General features: G+C 30.5%; 13 protein-coding genes. 7 read left to right on the top strand and 6 right to left on the bottom strand.

Annotation, left to right across the window (positions count from 1 at the left end):
- Positions 1–166 precede the first annotated feature (166 nt).
- Positions 167–2,629, top strand: a complete 2,463-nt coding sequence (locus tag IEW75_RS08315) for a TonB-dependent receptor (protein WP_229714415.1) — start codon at positions 167–169, stop codon at positions 2,627–2,629.
- 172 nt (positions 2,630–2,801) lie between these two features.
- On the opposite strand, the gene IEW75_RS08310 is transcribed toward IEW75_RS08315, so the two are convergent.
- Complete coding sequence (locus tag IEW75_RS08310) at positions 2,802–5,909, bottom strand: WD40/YVTN/BNR-like repeat-containing protein (RefSeq protein WP_134248571.1); 3,108 nt, start codon at positions 5,907–5,909, stop codon at positions 2,802–2,804.
- Positions 5,910–5,990: 81 nt separating this feature from the next.
- Between IEW75_RS08310 and IEW75_RS08305 the strand changes: the two genes are divergently transcribed.
- The 3 genes from IEW75_RS08305 to rlmN all read left to right on the top strand — a co-directional run bounded on the left by IEW75_RS08305 (position 5,991) and on the right by rlmN (position 9,658).
- Complete coding sequence (locus IEW75_RS08305) at positions 5,991–7,211, top strand: 3-phosphoshikimate 1-carboxyvinyltransferase (protein WP_134248572.1); 1,221 nt, start codon at positions 5,991–5,993, stop codon at positions 7,209–7,211.
- Positions 7,212–7,447: 236 nt separating this feature from the next.
- Entirely contained in the window at positions 7,448–8,497 is a 1,050-nt protein-coding gene (queA, locus tag IEW75_RS08300; RefSeq protein WP_134248573.1) for a tRNA preQ1(34) S-adenosylmethionine ribosyltransferase-isomerase QueA, read from the top strand.
- A 120-nt stretch (positions 8,498–8,617) separates the two neighbouring features.
- Complete coding sequence (gene rlmN, locus IEW75_RS08295) at positions 8,618–9,658, top strand: dual-specificity RNA methyltransferase RlmN (protein WP_134248574.1); 1,041 nt, start codon at positions 8,618–8,620, stop codon at positions 9,656–9,658.
- A gap of 102 nt (positions 9,659–9,760) precedes the next feature.
- On the opposite strand, the gene infB is transcribed toward rlmN, so the two are convergent.
- From infB to rimP, 3 genes are read right to left on the bottom strand one after another with little or no spacing between them, the layout of a single operon-like run.
- Positions 9,761–12,664 carry a translation initiation factor IF-2 gene (gene infB, locus IEW75_RS08290; RefSeq protein ID WP_134248575.1) on the bottom strand — a complete coding sequence of 968 codons (2,904 nt, stop codon included), beginning with the start codon at positions 12,662–12,664 and terminating at the stop codon, positions 9,761–9,763.
- Positions 12,665–12,705: 41 nt separating this feature from the next.
- Entirely contained in the window at positions 12,706–13,965 is a 1,260-nt protein-coding gene (gene nusA, locus IEW75_RS08285) for a transcription termination factor NusA (protein ID WP_134248576.1), read from the bottom strand.
- A gap of 12 nt (positions 13,966–13,977) precedes the next feature.
- Complete coding sequence (gene rimP / locus IEW75_RS08280; protein ID WP_134248577.1) at positions 13,978–14,442, bottom strand: ribosome assembly cofactor RimP; 465 nt, start codon at positions 14,440–14,442, stop codon at positions 13,978–13,980.
- A 162-nt stretch (positions 14,443–14,604) separates the two neighbouring features.
- Between rimP and IEW75_RS08275 the strand changes: the two genes are divergently transcribed.
- A complete protein-coding gene (locus IEW75_RS08275; protein WP_134248578.1) occupies positions 14,605–15,435 on the top strand; it encodes a universal stress protein in 831 nt (276 codons plus the stop codon).
- Between the two features lie 12 nt (positions 15,436–15,447).
- Here the strand turns inward: IEW75_RS08275 and nadE are convergent, their stop codons facing one another.
- Positions 15,448–16,236 (bottom strand): NAD(+) synthase, encoded by a 789-nt coding sequence (nadE, locus tag IEW75_RS08270; protein WP_134248579.1) that lies wholly within the window; start codon positions 16,234–16,236, stop codon positions 15,448–15,450.
- Between the two features lie 60 nt (positions 16,237–16,296).
- Between nadE and gldB the strand changes: the two genes are divergently transcribed.
- Positions 16,297–17,256, top strand: a complete 960-nt coding sequence (gldB, locus tag IEW75_RS08265) for a gliding motility lipoprotein GldB (RefSeq protein ID WP_134248580.1) — start codon at positions 16,297–16,299, stop codon at positions 17,254–17,256.
- A complete protein-coding gene (gldC, locus tag IEW75_RS08260) occupies positions 17,256–17,591 on the top strand; it encodes a gliding motility protein GldC (protein WP_134248581.1) in 336 nt (111 codons plus the stop codon). The genes gldB and gldC overlap by 1 nt, the downstream gene beginning before the upstream one ends.
- A gap of 76 nt (positions 17,592–17,667) precedes the next feature.
- On the opposite strand, the gene folK is transcribed toward gldC, so the two are convergent.
- Positions 17,668–18,795 (bottom strand): 2-amino-4-hydroxy-6-hydroxymethyldihydropteridine diphosphokinase, encoded by a 1,128-nt coding sequence (folK, locus tag IEW75_RS08255; protein ID WP_134248582.1) that lies wholly within the window; start codon positions 18,793–18,795, stop codon positions 17,668–17,670.

Here is an 18,795-nt window from a genome sequence, read left to right as displayed (position 1 = left end):
ATCAAACCCATTGAACCTGAACAGGTAATGCTGTTAAGGGACGTTCATACAGATAAAATCTGTTAGGGCAATAGTAATTTTATCAAAACATCGATTAATTACCTCTTTTTAAATCGTTTTATTTTATACTTAAATGAAACAATTTTTAAAAAAAACATTTAAAAAAGTGAAGAACTTAGTAGCTTTTTTAATCATCGTATTCTCAATGAATGCAAATGCACAAGAACTATTTAAACTTTCAGGAAAAGTTACAGATGGTACCAATCCACTACCTGGAGTAAGTATTGTAATTAAAGGAACTTCAAAAGGAGTAAGTACAAATTTTGATGGTGAATTTTCAATCCAACTTAAAAAAGGAACTTACATTTTAGTTGTGAGCGCAATCAGTCAACCAAAGGAGGTAAAAGTTAACCTTGTAAAAGACACTTTTCTCTCCATAGATATGGCCGATAGCTTTGTTAATTTAGAAGAAGTTTTAGTTTCTGCAACAAGAGCAAACGAAAAAACACCAGTTGCATTTACAAACATTACCAAAAAAGAAATTGAATCTAAAAATCTTGGTCAAGATTTACCAATTTTATTGGATCAATTACCATCGGTAGTTACAACATCCGATTCTGGGGCTGGAGTTGGATATACAGGTATTCGGGTAAGAGGTAGTGATGCTTCACGAGTAAATGTTACTATTAATGGAATACCTTATAATGATAGTGAAAGCCACGGAACCTATTGGGTAAATATGCCTGATTTTTCTTCTTCTGTTGAAGATATTCAATTACAACGTGGTGTAGGAACCTCAACAAATGGTTCTGGGGCATTTGGAGCTAGTTTAAATATTAAAACACAATCTGCATCTCAAGAAGCTTACGCGGTTACTAGTAACGCTATAGGATCTTACGGAACTAGAAAGCATAACTTAAGCTTAGGTACTGGTTTAAGAAATAATTTTTATGCAGCTGCAAGATTATCAAGTATTTCAAGTGATGGTTATATTGATAGATCTGCATCTGATTTAACTTCTTATTACACCGAATTAGGATATATTTCTGAAAAAACTACTTTAAAAGGAATTGTTTTTGGAGGACAAGAAATTACGCAACAAGCTTGGTACGGAACTCCAAAAGCTGTTGTTGAAAAAGATGCAGAGGGAATTCAAACTTTTATAGATCACGAAGGGTATTCTTTTACCGAAGATCAACTCGAAAATTTACTAAGTAATCCAGGTAGAACTTATAACCATTACACTTACAAAAATGAAGTAGATAATTATAAACAAACGCATTATCAACTCCATTTAGAGCATTCTTTAAATAATTATTTATTTGTAAATATCTCTGGAAATTATACTTCAGGAAAAGGATATTTTGAACAATTTAAACCTTTTGAAGAAGTAGGAGATTATTTTCCAAATAATGTAAATGCAGATGAAGAAGGTGAGGTAATTAGAAGAAGGTGGTTAGACAACGATTTTTATGCTTTTGTTTATAGTTTAAATTATAAGAAAGATAAATTAAATGTTATTCTGGGTGGTGGATACAACAAGTATGATGGAGATCACTTTGGCGAATTAATTTGGGATTCATTTCCTATAGCAATTCCTTCAGAAGAGCAATACTATTTTAGTAATGGAGAAAAAACAGAGTTTAATACTTATTTAAAGACAGAATATGAATTAAATTCTAAAACACTAGCTTTTATAGATTTACAATATAGAAGTATCAGCTATAAATCTGATGGATTAACTTCAGATTTGTTGCCAATTGATGTGAATAAAGAATATAATTTTTTCAATCCAAAATTTGGTTTAACCTATACTTTCAATAATCTAAATTCTATTTATGGGTCTTTTTCAATTGCAAATAGAGAACCTAATAGAGATGATTTAACTAAAAATCTAATTAGTCCAAAATCGGAACAATTACAAGATTTTGAATTAGGTTATAAATTTAAAACATCAAATACCTATGTTACTGCTAATTTGTATTATATGAATTATAAAGATCAATTGGTTTTAACTGGAGAAATAGATGATGTTGGTGATCCTATACGCCAAAATGTAGCTAAAAGTTACAGGGCTGGTATTGAATTACAAGCAGGGTATAAATTTTCTCAAAAATTAAGAATTGATGCGAATGTAACATTAAGTGAAAATAAAATTAAAGAATTTGATTATATTGTTTATGACAGTCAATACGATCCTGTTACATGGGAAGATACAGCCTACAATCAAGTTTCTACAACATTTAAAGATACTGATATTTCTTTTTCCCCAGCACTTATTGCGGGAGGAACAATTACTTATTTACCAAGTAAAAACGTTTCATTAGGCTTTATTTCAAAATATGTGGGTAAACAATATTTAGATAATACTTCTAGTAATTTAAAAAGTATGGCTGCCTATTTTGTAAACAACTTTAATGCTTCTTTAAAATTAAATCCAACTTGGGTAAAAGAGGTTTCTATAAACTTACTTGTGAATAATATTTTTAATAAAAGATATGTTTCTAATGGATATACCTACAGTTATTATTATCGACCAACAGGATCAACTGACCCTGCAATAACGGAAATTTTCTATTATCCACAAGCTACTAGAAACTTTTTAATTGGAACTACTTTTAAGTTTTAAAGTAGAGTCTTTATGAACAAAAAAAGCCTGAATGTTAAGATTCAGGCTTTTTTATTTTTAGACTTCTATACCTTTCATCATTTTATTCCAATATAAGTAAGTCTATATTTTTTCAGCATCCATAAACTTCAATATTCTTTAGAACTGTTAGCAATCATTAATGGAAACTGTTTTAATCTAAATTAATTAGCTCAATATCACTTTCTTTAACTTTTTTATTAAGCTGTTTTATATCTTTGTTAAAAATAGCATAGACTTTAACTAGCTCATCATCAATTAGCTTTGTAATTTCATTTTTAAATTCAACCGACTGGTCAGTTGGTTTAAAATCTCCGATAGAACTTAACGAATTTAAATGTGCCAATTTGTTATTTAATTTAATTGGAAAATTTAATGGGTCTTGATTACTTTTACTTTTTGTTTGGTATAATTCGTTTTCATGTTTGGTTAAACCTTTAACAATTTTATCTGCCAATTCAATAATTTCTTTATTTTTTTTCTTGTCAGAAATTGAACTTTTTAATTGATTTATTTGAGTCTTAATCTTGGTTATATTTTTTAATGTTTTATGAATTTCAGTTAATTTTTCTTGAATTTCAATGATAAAATTAAATTGTGCTACTAAATCTTCTTTGGTCGCAGTACTTCTTGGATCTATTAATAAATTAAAGCTTTGTTCAGAAACTTGCTTTCCATTCAAATCCATTTTAACTATATATTCACCAGGTAAGGCTTTTGGACCTTTTAAAGATGCCCACCATAAAATCATCCCTTTTACCTTTTCGGCATTAGGATATTGCATATTCCAATTAAAACTATTTGCACCTTTTACGGCCTTAAATTTTTCTTCATCCTGACTCTCATCTGGTTTTGTTGAAAAGGTTTTTATATGCTTTCCATCTTTTTCAAAAAAGGACAAACTTAAAGTATCTTCTTTTTGAAGGTTTTTAACAAAATAATTTACAATTACACCTCCGGGATGATTTTGTCCAGCAGTTTTAGATTTTTTGTTACTTCCTCCCATTCTGTAACTATCCATTGGTTTAAATAAAAAAGCTTCTTTTGAAATTAGCGTTTCGTTTAACTGGTGAAGTGGTGTTAAATCATCAATAATCCAAAAGCTTCTTCCTTGGGTTGCTACTATTAGATTGTTGTTTTTTATAGTTAAAGCTGTAATAGGAACAATTGGTAAATTTAACTGAAAAGGTGACCAGTTAGCGCCATCATCAAAACTAATGTACATGCCATTTTCAGTTCCAGCATATAACAAACCTTTTTTATTAGGATCACTTCGTAAAACTCTAGTAAAATGTTCTGAAGCAATACCGGTTGTAATTAATTTCCATGTTTTACCATAATCTTCTGTTTTATAAATATAAGGTGTGTAATCTCCTAATTTGTATTTAGTTCCTACAATATAAGCACCACCAGCCGTAAATGGGTCAACTTCAATACAGTTAATCATTGTCCATTCAGGCATTTTTTTAGGAGTTACATTAGTCCAGTTTTTACCACCATCTTTTGCAATATAAACCAGCCCATCATCTGAACCCGTCCAAATTAAATCCTTTTCAAAAGGAGATTCTACTGCGGCAAAAATAGTTCCGTAATATTCAACGCCAGTATTGTCTTTTGTAATTGGTCCACCGGAAGGTCCTAATGTTTTTGGATCGTTTCTGGTTAAATCTGGGCTGATTATTTCAAAAGATTGGCCTTCATTATAAGTTACATGAACAAAATTAGAAGTAGTATACATCTTTTTTGCATTGTGTGGAGAAAAGAAAATAGGATAATTCCATTGAAAACGATATTTCATATCTTCAGCACCATGACCCATTGGATCATCAGGCCAAACATTAATTACTCTTCTTTCTGCAGTTTTATGATTTACTCGGGTAAGCAATCCACCATAACTTCCACCATAAACAATATCATTATTTAAAGGATCTACGGCAATATGAGCACTTTCGCCACCTGCAGTACTTTCCCAATCACTTTCTTCAATTGTTCCCCCATTAGTTCTGTGTGAAATTCTAACTGTTGAATTGTCTTGCTGCGCTCCATAAATTCTATAAGGAAAATGATTATCGGTAACAACTCTATAAAATTGAGAAGTTGGCTGATTGTAATAGGTACTCCAATTTTCACCAGCATCAAAACTTACTTGGGCGCCTCCATCATCAGCAATAATCATACGTTGGTTATCTTCTGGTGCAATCCATAAATCGTGATGGTCTCCGTGTGGAGCATTAAATGTTTTAAATGTTTTGCCACCGTCTTTAGATTGATGGTATTGCACATTCATTACATACACAGTATTTTCATCTTGTGTATCGGCATAAATACGTGTATAATACCATGCACGTTGACGTAACTTACGTTCGGGATTAATTAATTTCCAGGTTTTACCAGCATCTAAAGATTTGTATATTCCACCATTCTTATTTTCTATTAACGCCCAAACAATGTCCGAATTAACTGGAGAAACTGCAATGCCGCTAATTCCCCAAATACCTTCTGGCAATCCTTCATTTGTTGAAATGTTTGTCCAAGTTTCACCTTCATCAGTACTTTTCCAAAGTGCTGAACCTTCGCCACCACTTGATAAACTATAAGGAGTTCTTCTTACATTCCAAGTTGAAGCATATAAAATACGTGGATTTGTTGGGTCAAAAATCAAATCAACTGCACCAGCATTTTCATTAGAAAACAGTACTTTTTTCCAATTTTTTCCTCCATTAATAGATTTGTAAACACCTCTTTCTTGTGTTGGTTTGTACAAATCGCCCAAAACTGCTGTAAAAACAATATCTGAATTTTTAGGGTGGATTCTAACTCTTGGAATATGTCTTGAATTTTTTAAGCCAATTTGTTCCCAAGTTTTTCCTGCATTTACAGATTTCCACATTCCATCACCAGAAGAAACATTTCCCCGCACAGTTACTTCACCATTACCAACATAAATCACATTGGTATCAGATTCACTTACCGCAACTGCACCAACCGATCCGCCAAAAAAACCATCTGAAATATTACTCCAAGTATTACCAGCATCAGTTGTTTTCCAAACACCACCACCAGTTGCACCAAAATAATACAAATTTGCTTTGTTTGGTACACCAGTAACTGCGGCACTTCTACCACCTCTAAATGGTCCAATATTACGATACTCAATAGATTTGTAATATTCTTTACTAAATTTGGATACTATTTTTTGAGCATTAACTTTGTGGGCTGAAATAAAAATAAAACAGCTTAGTAGTAAAAAGTATTTTTTCATGATGTTTGGTTAGATTGTTTGAAATTAAATGATTAGTAAAGCTAAAAAATATATTTTATAATTAAGTATAAATTATCACTTATGGAATTGTTGAAAATTGATAAAATAAAAAATTCAGTAAACGGAACTATTCAAATTACTGGTTCAAAAAGTGAGACGAACAGATTACTGATTTTACAGCAGTTTTATTCAAATTTAAAGATTGAGAATATCTCAAATTCTGATGATTCCAAACTAATGGAAAAAGCGTTGGCAAGTACTTCATATGAAATTAATATTGGACATGCAGGTACGGCAATGCGATTTTTAACATCTTATTTTTCGGTAAAAGAAAATTCTGAAATAGTGTTAACCGGTTCACATAGAATGAAAAACAGACCTATTAAAATTCTTGTAGATGCTTTAAGAGATTTAGGTGCTGATATTGAATATATAGAAAAGGAAGGATTTCCTCCTTTAAAAATTTTAGGAAAAAAACTAATAAAAGATAGTGTTGAAATTGAAGGAAATGTAAGTAGCCAGTACATTTCTTCATTATTATTAATTGCACCAACATTAAAAAACGGTTTGCAGTTAAAGTTTAAAGGCGAAGTTACTTCTGTGCCATATATTAAAATGACTTTGCAATTGTTAGGGGAATTAGGTATTGATTATTCTTGGAGAAAAAATATTATTTCAATTCATCCAAAACCAACAATTGAAGAAAAAACAATAGTTGTAGAATCTGATTGGAGCTCAGCATCCTATTATTATAGCTTGTGTGCGTTGAGTCCGAATTCTGAAATAACATTGTCGTCTTACAAAAAGACAAGTTTACAAGGCGATTCTGTGTTGTCTGAAATTTATAAGAATTTAGGAGTTGAAACCACTTTTGAAAAGAACACTATAACGTTGAAAAATACTGGAAAATTAAATCCTTCAGAATTAATAGATTTAAATTTAATTGGAGCTCCAGATATTGCGCAAACCATTGCAGTAACGTGTTTTGGCTTAGGATTGGAGTGTTTTTTAACGGGACTTCATACATTAAAAATAAAAGAAACCGATAGGTTAGTGGCTTTAAAAACAGAAATTGAAAAACTAGGAGGGAAGGTTGAAATAACCAATGAAACTCTGCAATTAAAAGTTTCAACCAAAATAAATGAAAATATTGCTATCGCAACTTACGATGATCATAGAATGGCGATGGCTTTTGCACCTTTGGCTTTAAAAGTTCCTTTACAAATTGAAGATCCAAATGTAGTTTCAAAATCGTACCCAACTTTTTGGAAAGACTTTAAACAGTTGACAATTAATAATTAACAAATGCTAATTTATTTTGCTTGAATTAGTTAATTATAGGGACTAAACAGTTAAATTTTTAGCTTTTAAAACTTTCGATACTTAAAATTTATTGCAAATCACTTGACAACGCCTATGCCGATGTTGTATATTTGCGCTCACTTAATTAAAAACGAACAAAATAGCTTACTTAAATTTTCTGATTTTAAGAACTATTTTTAACTTTTTGTAATATTAAAAAATACTAAAAATCACATATGAAATTATCACATTTTAAATTTGAATTACCAGAAGATTTATTAGCTGAATATCCTGCAGAGCACAGAGATGAATCACGTTTAATGGTGTTGAATAGAAAAGAAAAAACAATTGAGCATAAACAATTTAAAGATTTAATCAATTATTTTGATGAAGGAGATTTAATGGTTTTAAATAACACAAAGGTTTTTCCTGCCCGTATGTATGGTGAAAAAGAAAAAACTGGTGCTAGAATAGAAGTATTTTTACTAAGAGAATTAAATGCAGAAAGTAGGTTATGGGATGTATTGGTAGATCCAGCTAGAAAAATAAGAATTGGTAACAAATTATTTTTCGGTGATGACGAAAGTTTAGTTGCAGAAGTTATTGATAATACAACTTCAAGAGGTAGAACTTTACGTTTTTTATATGATGGTTCTTACGAAGAATTTAGAAAGAAATTGGAAGAATTAGGAGAAACTCCACTTCCAAAATATATTAAAAGAGAAGTTAATGAAGATGATGAGGAACGTTACCAAACAATTTATGCGAAGCACGAAGGTGCCGTTGCTGCTCCAACTGCAGGTTTACACTTTTCTAAACACTTAATGAAACGTTTAGAAATTAAAGGTGTAGATTTTGCAGAAGTTACATTGCATGTTGGTTTAGGTACTTTTAGTGCTGTTGAAGTTGAAGATTTATCAAAGCATAAAATGGATTCTGAACAAGCTATTATTCCTGATGAAACGGTTGAAATTGTAAATAATGCAATAGATACTAAAAGAAGAGTTTGCGCAGTTGGAACAACAGTTATGAGAGCAATGGAAAGTTCTGTATCTTCAAATAATCATTTAAATTCTTTTAATGGTTGGACTAATAAATTTATCTTTCCTCCTTATGATTTTAGTATAGCAAATTGTATGATTACAAATTTTCATACTCCAAAATCTACTTTAATGATGATGGCTGCTGCTTTTGCTGGATATGATTTTTTAATGGAAGCTTATGAAGAAGCTGTAAAAGAAGGTTATAAATTTTACTCGTATGGAGATGCGATGTTAATTATATAAAAAATATTATTTTTTTAAAGTTATAAGTGTCTAAAAAGTGTGTGTTCGTCTGCCTGAAACTAGTTCAGAATGTTAATATTTATACTTTTTAGACAATTTTTTTCTAAACCTAAACTATAAATGAGTATAAAAAAGGACATACGAGCATTAACTAAAACCGAATTACGAGATTTTTTTGTTGCAAATGGAGATAAGGCGTTTAGAGGAAATCAAGTGTATGAATGGTTATGGAGTAAAAGTGCGCATTCTTTTGATGATATGACAAATATTTCAAAAGAGACACGTCAAATGCTTGAAACTCATTTTGTAATTAACCATATTCAGGTTGATGATATGCAACGTAGTTCGGATGGAACTGTAAAAAATGCTGTGCGTTTACATGATGGTTTGGTTGTGGAATCTGTTTTAATTCCAACAGGAAGTAGAACAACTGCCTGTGTATCTAGTCAGGTTGGTTGTAGTTTAGATTGTAGTTTTTGTGCAACTGCACGTTTAAAGAAAATGCGTAATTTAAATCCCGATGAAATTTTTGATCAAGTTGCAGCAATAAATCAAGAAAGTTTATTGTATTACAATCATAAGTTATCAAACATTGTTTTTATGGGAATGGGAGAACCATTGATGAACTACAACAATGTACTTAAGTCTATAGAAAAAATAACTTCGGAAGAAGGTTTAGGAATGTCTCCAAAACGTATTACGGTTTCTACTTCAGGAGTTCCAAAAATGATTAAAAAATTAGCAGATGATGATGTTAAATTTAATTTAGCAGTCTCGTTACACTCTGCAATTGATGAGGTTAGATCAGAAATAATGCCTTTTAGTAAAGCATTTCCTTTAATAGATTTAAAAGAGTCTTTAGAATATTGGTATGCAAAAACAAATAGTAGAGTTACTTATGAGTATGTTGTTTGGGAAGGAATAAACGATTCAAAAGAAGCCATACAAGCATTGGTTAAGTTTTGTAAATATGTGCCTTGTAAAGTGAATTTAATTGAATATAATCCAATTGATGATGGAGACTTTCAACAGGCAAAACCTCAAACCATAGACGATTATATTAGCATTTTAGAAATGAATGATATTATTGTAAATGTACGTAGAAGTAGAGGTAAGGATATTGATGCTGCTTGTGGACAATTGGCAAATAAGAAAAGTTAAATTAAAAACAATATCAATTTATATTATTGATATTTTGATATAAAACAAAAAAATCGAGGTTTATAGCCTCGATTTTTTTGTTTTATAAAGTTAGAAATTATATTAATTTTTCTTTAATTTCTTTTTAACTTCAACTTCTTGGTAGGCTTCAATCACATCACCAACTTCAATATTGTTGAAGTTCTTTATTTGAATACCACAATCATATCCCTTGGCAACTTCTTTCGCATCATCTTTAAATCGTTTTAAAGAAGTTAATTCACCTGAATGAATAACTACACTATCTCTAATAATTCTAATTTTAGAATTTCTATAGATTTTTCCGCTGGTTACCATACAACCAGCAATGTTACCCACTTTAGAAATTTTATAAACTTCTCTAATTTCAACATTACCTGTAACTTCTTCTTTAATCTCAGCAGACAACATACCTTCCATTGCATCACGAAGATCGTTAATTGCATCATAAATAATTGAATATGTTCTTACATCAATTTCTTCATTATCAGCTAACATTCTTGCATTACCAGATGGTCTAACGTTAAATCCAACAATTATGGCATCAGATGCAGAAGCTAATAATACATCAGATTCTGTAATGGCACCAACACCTTTATGAATAATATTTACTTGAATTTCATCTGTAGATAATTTCTGGAATGAATCAGTTAAGGCTTCTACAGAACCATCAACATCACCTTTTAATATAATGTTCAATTCTTTAAAGTCTCCTAATGCAATTCTTCGTCCAATTTCATCTAAAGTAATATGACGTTGGGTTCTAACAGATTGTTCACGTTGTAATTGAGAACGTTTTGTAGCAAGTTGTTTTGCTTCTTTTTCGTCTTCAAAAACGTGAAATCTATCACCAGCTTGTGGAGCTCCATCTAAACCTAATATTGATACTGGTGTAGAAGGACCTGCATTTTGCATATTGTTTCCGCGCTCATCAAACATAGCTTTTATTTTTCCACTATGTTTACCAGCTAGCATATAATCTCCAATTTTTAAAGTACCTTCTTGTACTAAAATAGTTGAAACATATCCACGACCTTTATCCAATAAAGCTTCAACTACAGTTCCAACAGCATTTTTATTTGGATTTGCTTTTAAATCTAACATTTCAGCTTCTAAAATTACTTTTTCAAGTAAATCATCTACTCCTAAACCAGTTTTAGCAGAAATATCATGTGATTGTATTTTACCACCCCAATCTTCAACTAACAAATTCATTTGTGAAAGTTGTTCTTTAATTTTTTCTGGATTTGAAGTAGGTTTGTCAATCTTATTTATTGCAAATATAATTGGTACACCTGCAGCTTGTGCGTGGCTGATTGCTTCTTTTGTTTGTGGCATAACATCATCATCAGCTGCAACAACTATAATTACAATATCTGCAACTTGTCCACCACGTGCACGCATTGCCGTAAAGGCTTCGTGACCAGGAGTATCTAAAAACGCGATTTTGTGTCCGCTTTTTAGTTGTACACCATAAGCGCCAATGTGTTGGGTAATTCCACCAGATTCTCCAGCAATTACGTTTTCTTCACGAATATAATCTAATAAAGATGTTTTACCGTGATCTACGTGTCCCATTACTGTAATAACAGGTGCTCTATTTTCTAATTCCTCTTCAGTATCTTGATGTTCTTCAATAGATTCTTCAACTTCTGCACCAATAAAATCAACTGTATAGTCAAATTCTTCAGCAACAATTGTTAATGTTTCTGCGTCTAAACGTTGGTTCATAGTTACCATCATTCCTAGAGACATACAAGTAGAAATAATGTTTGTAACAGGTATACTCATCATTGTTGCAATTTCACTAACTGTAACAAATTCAGTAACCTTAAGTACTTTACTTTCTGCTGCTTGTAATTCTTGATCTATCTCCGTTTGTTGACGATGTTGATCTCTTTTATCACGTCTGTATTTTGCTCCTTTTCCTTTTTTGGATTTACCTTGAAGTTTTTCTAGAGTTTCTCTTACTTGTTTTTGAACTTCAGCTTCAGATGGTTCTTCTTTTACTATAGGTTTTCTAGGACCACCTCTTAATGGACCTCTTTGGTTTCCACCTCTACTTTGTGGCGCACCTCCAGGTCTTCTAGCTCCTCCTTGAGTAGGTGCTTTTTTAACAATTCTACGGCGTTTCTTTTTATTTGCATCAGCAGTTTTTTCTTTTTTCGCTGCTGGTTCAGGTTTCTTCTTTTTAGGTTTTTCAAATTGTTTTAAATCAATTGTTTTACCTGTTATTTTTGGCCCTGATAATTTTTTATATTGAGTTTCAATTGTTTGAGGTGTTGCAGGTTCTGAAGATTCTACAGTTTCAGAAGGTTTTTTATCTTCTTTTACAGGTTTTTCCTCTTTTTTTACAACTGGCTCAACAATTTTTGGTTTTGTAATTTTAGGAACTTCTTTTTTAACCGTAGTCTCTTTTGAAACTTTAGGGGAAGCTTCTTTTTCAACTTTTTTAGGGGCGTCTTTCGGCGCTTCCTTTTTAGGAGTTTCTTGTTTTGCTTCAACAACTTTTGGAGTTTCAGCAATAACCTTTTTAACTTCTTCAGACTTTTTAGGAGCTTCTTCTTTAACCTCTTCTTCAACAACTGGTTTAGAAGCTTCAACCTCAGGAGTACTTGGTTCTTCCTTTTTAGGTTCAATATCTATTTTCCCAACGGTTTTTAACTCTAATTTTTCTGCTTTGGCTTTTACAACAACTTTTTTAGCTTCTTCTTCAAGACGTTGTTTTTCCATCTTTTCTTCAAGAGCAATTCTTAGGGCTTCCTTTTCTTTTCTCTTTTCTTCACTGACTTCTTTTGAAGCTGCCTTTTTATTCCTATCAGTCTGAAAACCATCTAGTAATACATTGTACTCTTTATTAGATATTTTTGTAGTCGGTCGCGCCTCAATTTCAAATCCATGATTTGTTAAGTGCTCAACGGCTCTATCTAACGAAATGTTTAATTCGCGTAATACTTTGTTTAATCTCAATGTTTTGTTGTCAGCCATATAATTTATTTTTAGCCTATTTGTTGTTGAAAATTTAAAGATTAATCTTCAAATTCTTCTTTTAATATTTTTTGAACCTCTAAAATAGTCTCCTCTTCTAAATCAGTTCTTTTTAAAAGTTCAGCTACATCTTTTTCAAGTACACTACGTGCAGTATCTAAACCTATTTTTTTGAATTCTTGAATTACCCAAGCTTCTATCTCATCTGAGAATTCTGTTAACTCTACATCATCTTCAGCTTCAACACCTTCACGTTGAACATCTAATTCGTACCCTGTTAGTTGCGATGCTAAACGGATGTTTACTCCGTTTTTACCAATTGCTTTTGAAACTTCTTCTGGCAATAAATATACATCAACCCTTCCTTTTTTACCATCTTCTCTGCCTTCCTCGTCATGAATTTTCATAGAAACAACTTTGGCAGGACTTAAAGCTCTAGAAATAAATAATTGTGTATTTTTTGTGAAGTTAATTACATCTATGTTTTCATTTCCTAATTCACGTACAATTCCGTGAATACGAGAACCTTTCATACCTACACAGGCTCCAACTGGGTCAATTCTATCATCGTAAGAATCTACAGCAACTTTTGCTTTTTCACCTGGTATTCTGGCAACACCTTCTATGGTAATTAAACCATCAAATACTTCAGGAATTTCTTGTTCAAATAATTTTTCTAAGAATTGAGGTGATGTTCTTGATAAAATAATAACTGGTTTGTTACCGCGTAATTCTACAGTTTTTATAATTCCACGAACCGATTCTCCTTTTCTAAAATAATCTGAACGAATTTGTTCACTTTTTGGTAAAACAATTTCATTTCCATCATCATCTAATAATATAATTGCGTTGTGTCGAATGTGATGCACTTCAGCACTATAAATATCTCCTTCTAATTCTTTAAAGTGTTTAAAGGTGTTCGTACTATCGTGCTCATGAATTTTTGAAATAAGATTTTGACGCAATGCTAAAATTGCTCTTCTACCTAAGTCAATTAGTTTCACTTCTTCAGAAACATCTTCACCAATTTCAAAATCTGGTTCAATCTTTCTTGCCTCTGAAAGTTCAATTTCTTCATTATCATCTTCAGACATTCCGTCTGCTACAACTACTCTGTTTCTCCAAATTTCTAAATCACCTTTATCTGGATTTATAATAATATCAAAGTTATCATCAGACCCGAATTTTCTTTTTAAAGCTGCTCTAAATACTTCTTCAAGTATTGACATTAGGGTAACTCTATCAATATTTTTATCTCCTTTAAACTCTGAAAATGACTCAATTAATGCTATATTTTCCATGCATTCATTTAATTAAAATATTACTTTCACTTTTGCTTCTAAAATATCCACAAATGGTATTATTGCTTTTTTTACAACTGTAATTTTACCTTTACCTATTGGTTTTGGTTCCCGTACTTTCCATTCTAACTCTATATCTTCTTCATTTACGTTTATAAGTTTTCCTTCAACGTTTGAATTGTTAATTAACTTAACTTGCAGAATACGATTAATATTTTTTAAATATTGTCGTTTTACTTTTAGAGGGTTTGCTATATCAGGCGATGTTACTTCTAAAGAAAAATCTTCTTCCTCTCTATCTAAATTATGCTCAACGGCTCTGCTAATTCTAATGCATTCAGTTAAAGCAATACCGTTATCTCCATCTACCTCAACGTAAATTTTATTGTCAGGTAAAAATTTTAGATCAATTAAAAATAACGCAGAGTTTTCTTTTAGTGCTTGATCTACTAAATCTATAATTTTAGTTTTATCCATTATTTTATAAAAAGAGGGGACTTTACGTCCCCTCCAATCCTCTATTCTGTAATAATTCGGTGCAAATATACTAACAATTTTTTAATTATAAAAAATCATTCTTTTTTTAATTTAAAATTCTTAACTTTACCTTAAAGCAGAACATTAAGAACAAAATTTTTTATGAAAAGTATATTAGTACCAGTTGATTTTTCAAAACAAGCTGAATATGCAGCGAAAGTTGCAGCATCAATAGCTAAACAAACCAATTCGAAAATATTTTTATTGCATATGCTTGAGTTACCTTCCGGAGTTATTGATCCTTCAAGTTTTGGGACTTCAAATAATGCACCAACAACATTGTTATTTTTAAAAAGAGCACACGAGAAATTCGAAGAATTTAAAAAACTGCCGTTTTTAGAAGGTATTGAAGTGGAAGATTCTGTGAATTTTCATAAGGCTTATGATGGTATTTTAGACGAAAGTAAAAAACATGAAGTTGATTTAATTGTAATGGGCTCTCAAGGAGCATCTGGTCTTGAAGAAATTTTAGTTGGAAGCAATACTGAAAAAGTTGTTAGAAATTCTGAAATTCCTGTATTGGTTATAAAAAGAGATATAGACAATTTTAATATTAAAAATATTGTTTTTGCGTCTAATTTTAAGATTGATAATAGGTCTGCTTTTCAAAAAATATTAAATTTTACACTCTTGTTTGATGCAAAATTGCATTTACTTAAAATTAATACAATTCACAATTTTGAGACTACAAAAGAATCTAGTGATGCAATTAGAAGTTTTATAGACGGGTTTGATTTAGGCGATTTTACCCTAAATATTTATAATGATATTTCTGTAGAGTCTGGCGTACTTAATTTCTCTAAATTGATTGATGCAGATGTTATAGTGCTTAATACACATGGTCGTAGAGGATTAGCGCATTTGTTTAATGGAAGTATTGGGGAAGATTTAGCAAACCATGCTAAATTACCGGTAGTTACTTTTAAACTTTAAAACGAATATTTTTTATTTTAAATCTTTTGGGATTTCACAAACAGGAATGGCAACCATTTTATGTTTATTAGCCCTGTTTCTTTTTGAAAAAATGGTAAAGACTTCTTTTTCTCTACCAGAAAAGTCGTTACCGGTTTTTCCAATTTCAGCTTGTTTCATTGCCCATTCAAGTTCGTTATAGCTTGCTCCAATTTGATCTTCATCGGTTCTGCTATCTCCAAATAAACCATCGGTTGGTGCTGCTTTTTGAATACTTTTAGGGATTTCTAAGAATTCTGCAATTTCATAAACTTCAGACTTCATTAAATCTGCAATAGGACTTAAATCTACACCTCCATCGCCATATTTTGTAAAAAAGCCTATCCCAAAATCTTCAACTTTATTTCCAGTTCCAGCAACTAAATAACCGTGAAGACCTGCAAAATAATACAAAGTTGTCATACGCAATCTGGCACGGGTATTTGCTAAAGACATATTTACTGTAACTTTATTTTCAATGGTTGGAACTACCAATTTAAATTTTTCAAAGGTGTCTGTTAAATTAACTTCGGTTGAACTTACATTTTTAAACTGATTTTTTAAATTTAAAATATGTTCTTTTCCTCTTGAAACTTGGTTTTCTCCTTGGTGAATTGGCATTTCAACACATAAAACAGGAAAGCCTGTTTTTGCACAAAGCATTGAGGTAATTGCAGAATCTATTCCTCCAGAAATTCCAATTACAAATCCATTTACCTTTGCATTAGTTGCATATTCTTTTAACCAGTTAACAATATGTTCAACAACTTTTTCTGTATTCATAATTAAACTTTTTTAGTAATTTTAGCGTTTTAAAAGAAAGAGGCGTAAATATAGAAATTAATGAACAAAATTTTAATACTGTTAGTAGTTTTATTAGTAAGTTTTTCTTGCAAAAAAGAAATTAAAAGGAATATTGATGTTTCAAATATTGAAATTAATGTAGAAGTTGATCGATTTGAACAAAATTTTTTTAATACAACAGTTAAAACGTTACCAGAGTTAAAAAAACAATATCCTTATTTATTTCCTAAGCATAATTCAGATAGTATTTGGTTACAAAAAATTAACGATATTGATGAAATTGAACTTTTTAAAACATCTCAAGAAGTTTTTGGAGATTTTTCAGAGCAAACATCTGAAATTGAAGATTTATTTAAACATATAAAATATTATCATAAAAACTTTAAGGAACCTAAAATAATAACCTTAATTACAAATTTGGATTATGAAAGTAAGATAATATATGCAGATAGTTTATTGTTTGTTTCATTAGATATGTATTTAGGTAAGGATCAAGCTATTTATTTAGATTTTCCAGCATACCTTTCTCAAAATTTTGATAAAAAGCAATTGGTAGTAGATATTGCAAATGAGATTAGTAAAAAATATTTTAGTTTTAGTAGAAAAAGACAATTTTTAGATATTATGATTGACCAAGGAAAAAGAATGTTTTTAATTGAAAGTTATTTGCCAGAATATTCAAAAGCTAGTTTAATTGGTTATACCTCCGAAGAGTTTGATTGGGCAGCAGCTAACGAATCTGAAATTTGGAAGTTTTTTATAGAACATGAATTGCTTTATAGTTTAGACCCAAATTTGCGAACACGTTTTATTGATAAAGCACCTTTTTCAAAATTTTTTATTGATATTGATAAAGAATCACCAGGAAGTATTGGTGTGTGGTTGGGTTGGCAGATTGTTACATCTTATATGAAAAATAATAATGTAACTTTGCAGCAACTTTTGCAATTAAATGCAGATGAAATATTTAAAAACTCTAAATATAAACCAAAGAAATAATGGCGGTAGCACATACATCAAAAATTGAATTTACAGTTGGATTAGATGAAAATAAAGTTCCAGAAAAATTACATTGGAGTGCCGAAGAGGGAGGAATTTCTAATGAAGAAGCAAAAGCTTTAATGATATCTGTTTGGGATTCAAAAACAAAGGATACTTTAAGAATGGATTTATGGACAAAAGATATGCCAATAGATGAAATGAAACAATTTTTTCATCAAACATTAGTTTCTATGGCTGGTACTTTTGAACGCGCAACTAATGATGAAAAAATGACAGCAACTATGCGCGATTTTTGCGATTATTTTGCTGAAAAATTAGAGTTGAAAAAGTAGTTTAAATTCTATAGAGAGCAGTTACAGGTACAAGTGAGAAAGCAGAATTCTAGAATATAAAAATTGTTAACAATTTTTAGCTACAACTTTTTATAGTATTTAAAATGGCATAATAATCGTCTGAATTATTTAGGAAATCTTTGTTTGAAACATCTATAATTAAGGTGTTTAATTTTTCTTCTGTTTTAATAAAAGTGTTGTATCCTTTATGTATTTTATCTAAGTACTCTGGAGCAATATTTTGCTCATAATCTCTACCACGGTTTTTAATGTTTTCCAATAAGCGTGGTGTATTTTGATATAAATAAATGTACAAATCTGGTTTGGTAATTTCTTTGTACATAATATCAAACATTTTTCTATATAAAAAATACTCCTCCTTTTGTAAAGTTACTTGTGCAAAAATCAAGGATTTAAAAATATAATAATCAGAAACTATAAAGTTTTTAAATAAATCAAATTGCGCTAAATCATCGGTAAGTTGTGAATATCTATCCGCCAAGAAGCTCATTTCCAGAGGGAAAGCATAGCGTTCGTTATCTTGGTAAAACTTTGGTAAAAATGGATTGTCTGCAAAGCGTTCTAATACTTTTTTTGCATTAAAATCTTCAGCAATCATATTTGTTAGTGTTGTTTTACCAGCACCAATATTCCCTTCAATAGCTATGTAATTATATTTTTCTGAAATACAAATCGGACGTACGAGGTTTAGATTCGTTTTTTCTATTTCGTTGTTGTCTGTGCAATTTTCAACAAGAACGCACATGCGTTGTTTTACAATAGGGTGTATTAAATTTGGTGCAATTTCTGCCAAAGGAATTAATACAAAGTTTCTATGCAACATTTCCTTATGAGGAACATTTAATTCTTTTGAAAAAATTATTTCAGCATCAAATAATAAAATGTCAATATCAATGGTTCTAGCTTTATATTCAGTATTAATATTTGGTTTTCTTCCTAAAAAAACTTCAATTTTATGAATAGCTTTTAATAAATCTTCTGGATTTAAATTTGTAGAAAGTTCAACACATATATTATAAAAATCATCACTTTTAAAACCCCAAGATGCGGTTTTATAAACAGATGAAATTTTAGAGACAGTACCAATTTTTTCAGCAATTAGATTAATTGCTTTTTGTAAATTTTTAAGTTTAGCACCTTGATTGCTTCCTAAAGAAAGATATGTGGTTCTTAATATTTTCAT

This window comes from Lutibacter litoralis, assembly GCF_014646675.1.
Classification (GTDB): Bacteria; Bacteroidota; Bacteroidia; order Flavobacteriales; family Flavobacteriaceae; genus Lutibacter; species Lutibacter litoralis.
Note: the sequence above shows the minus strand (reverse complement) of the source record. Positions and strands in the feature narration are given on the sequence as shown.

Excerpts from the sequence above, each read along its gene's own strand:
- rlmN (WP_134248574.1), top strand. The coding sequence starts at position 8,618 with ATGAGTATAAAAAAGGACATACGAGCATTAACTAAAACCGAATTACGA.
- gldC (WP_134248581.1), top strand. The coding sequence starts at position 17,256 with ATGGCGGTAGCACATACATCAAAAATTGAATTTACAGTTGGATTAGAT.
- IEW75_RS08275 (WP_134248578.1), top strand. The coding sequence starts at position 14,605 with ATGAAAAGTATATTAGTACCAGTTGATTTTTCAAAACAAGCTGAATAT.
- infB (WP_134248575.1), bottom strand. The coding sequence starts at position 12,664 with ATGGCTGACAACAAAACATTGAGATTAAACAAAGTATTACGCGAATTA.
- IEW75_RS08305 (WP_134248572.1), top strand. The coding sequence starts at position 5,991 with ATGGAATTGTTGAAAATTGATAAAATAAAAAATTCAGTAAACGGAACT.
- IEW75_RS08310 (WP_134248571.1), bottom strand. The coding sequence starts at position 5,909 with ATGAAAAAATACTTTTTACTACTAAGCTGTTTTATTTTTATTTCAGCC.
- nusA (WP_134248576.1), bottom strand. The coding sequence starts at position 13,965 with ATGGAAAATATAGCATTAATTGAGTCATTTTCAGAGTTTAAAGGAGAT.
- folK (WP_134248582.1), bottom strand. The coding sequence starts at position 18,795 with ATGAAAATATTAAGAACCACATATCTTTCTTTAGGAAGCAATCAAGGT.
- rimP (WP_134248577.1), bottom strand. The coding sequence starts at position 14,442 with ATGGATAAAACTAAAATTATAGATTTAGTAGATCAAGCACTAAAAGAA.
- nadE (WP_134248579.1), bottom strand. The coding sequence starts at position 16,236 with ATGAATACAGAAAAAGTTGTTGAACATATTGTTAACTGGTTAAAAGAA.
- gldB (WP_134248580.1), top strand. The coding sequence starts at position 16,297 with ATGAACAAAATTTTAATACTGTTAGTAGTTTTATTAGTAAGTTTTTCT.
- queA (WP_134248573.1), top strand. The coding sequence starts at position 7,448 with ATGAAATTATCACATTTTAAATTTGAATTACCAGAAGATTTATTAGCT.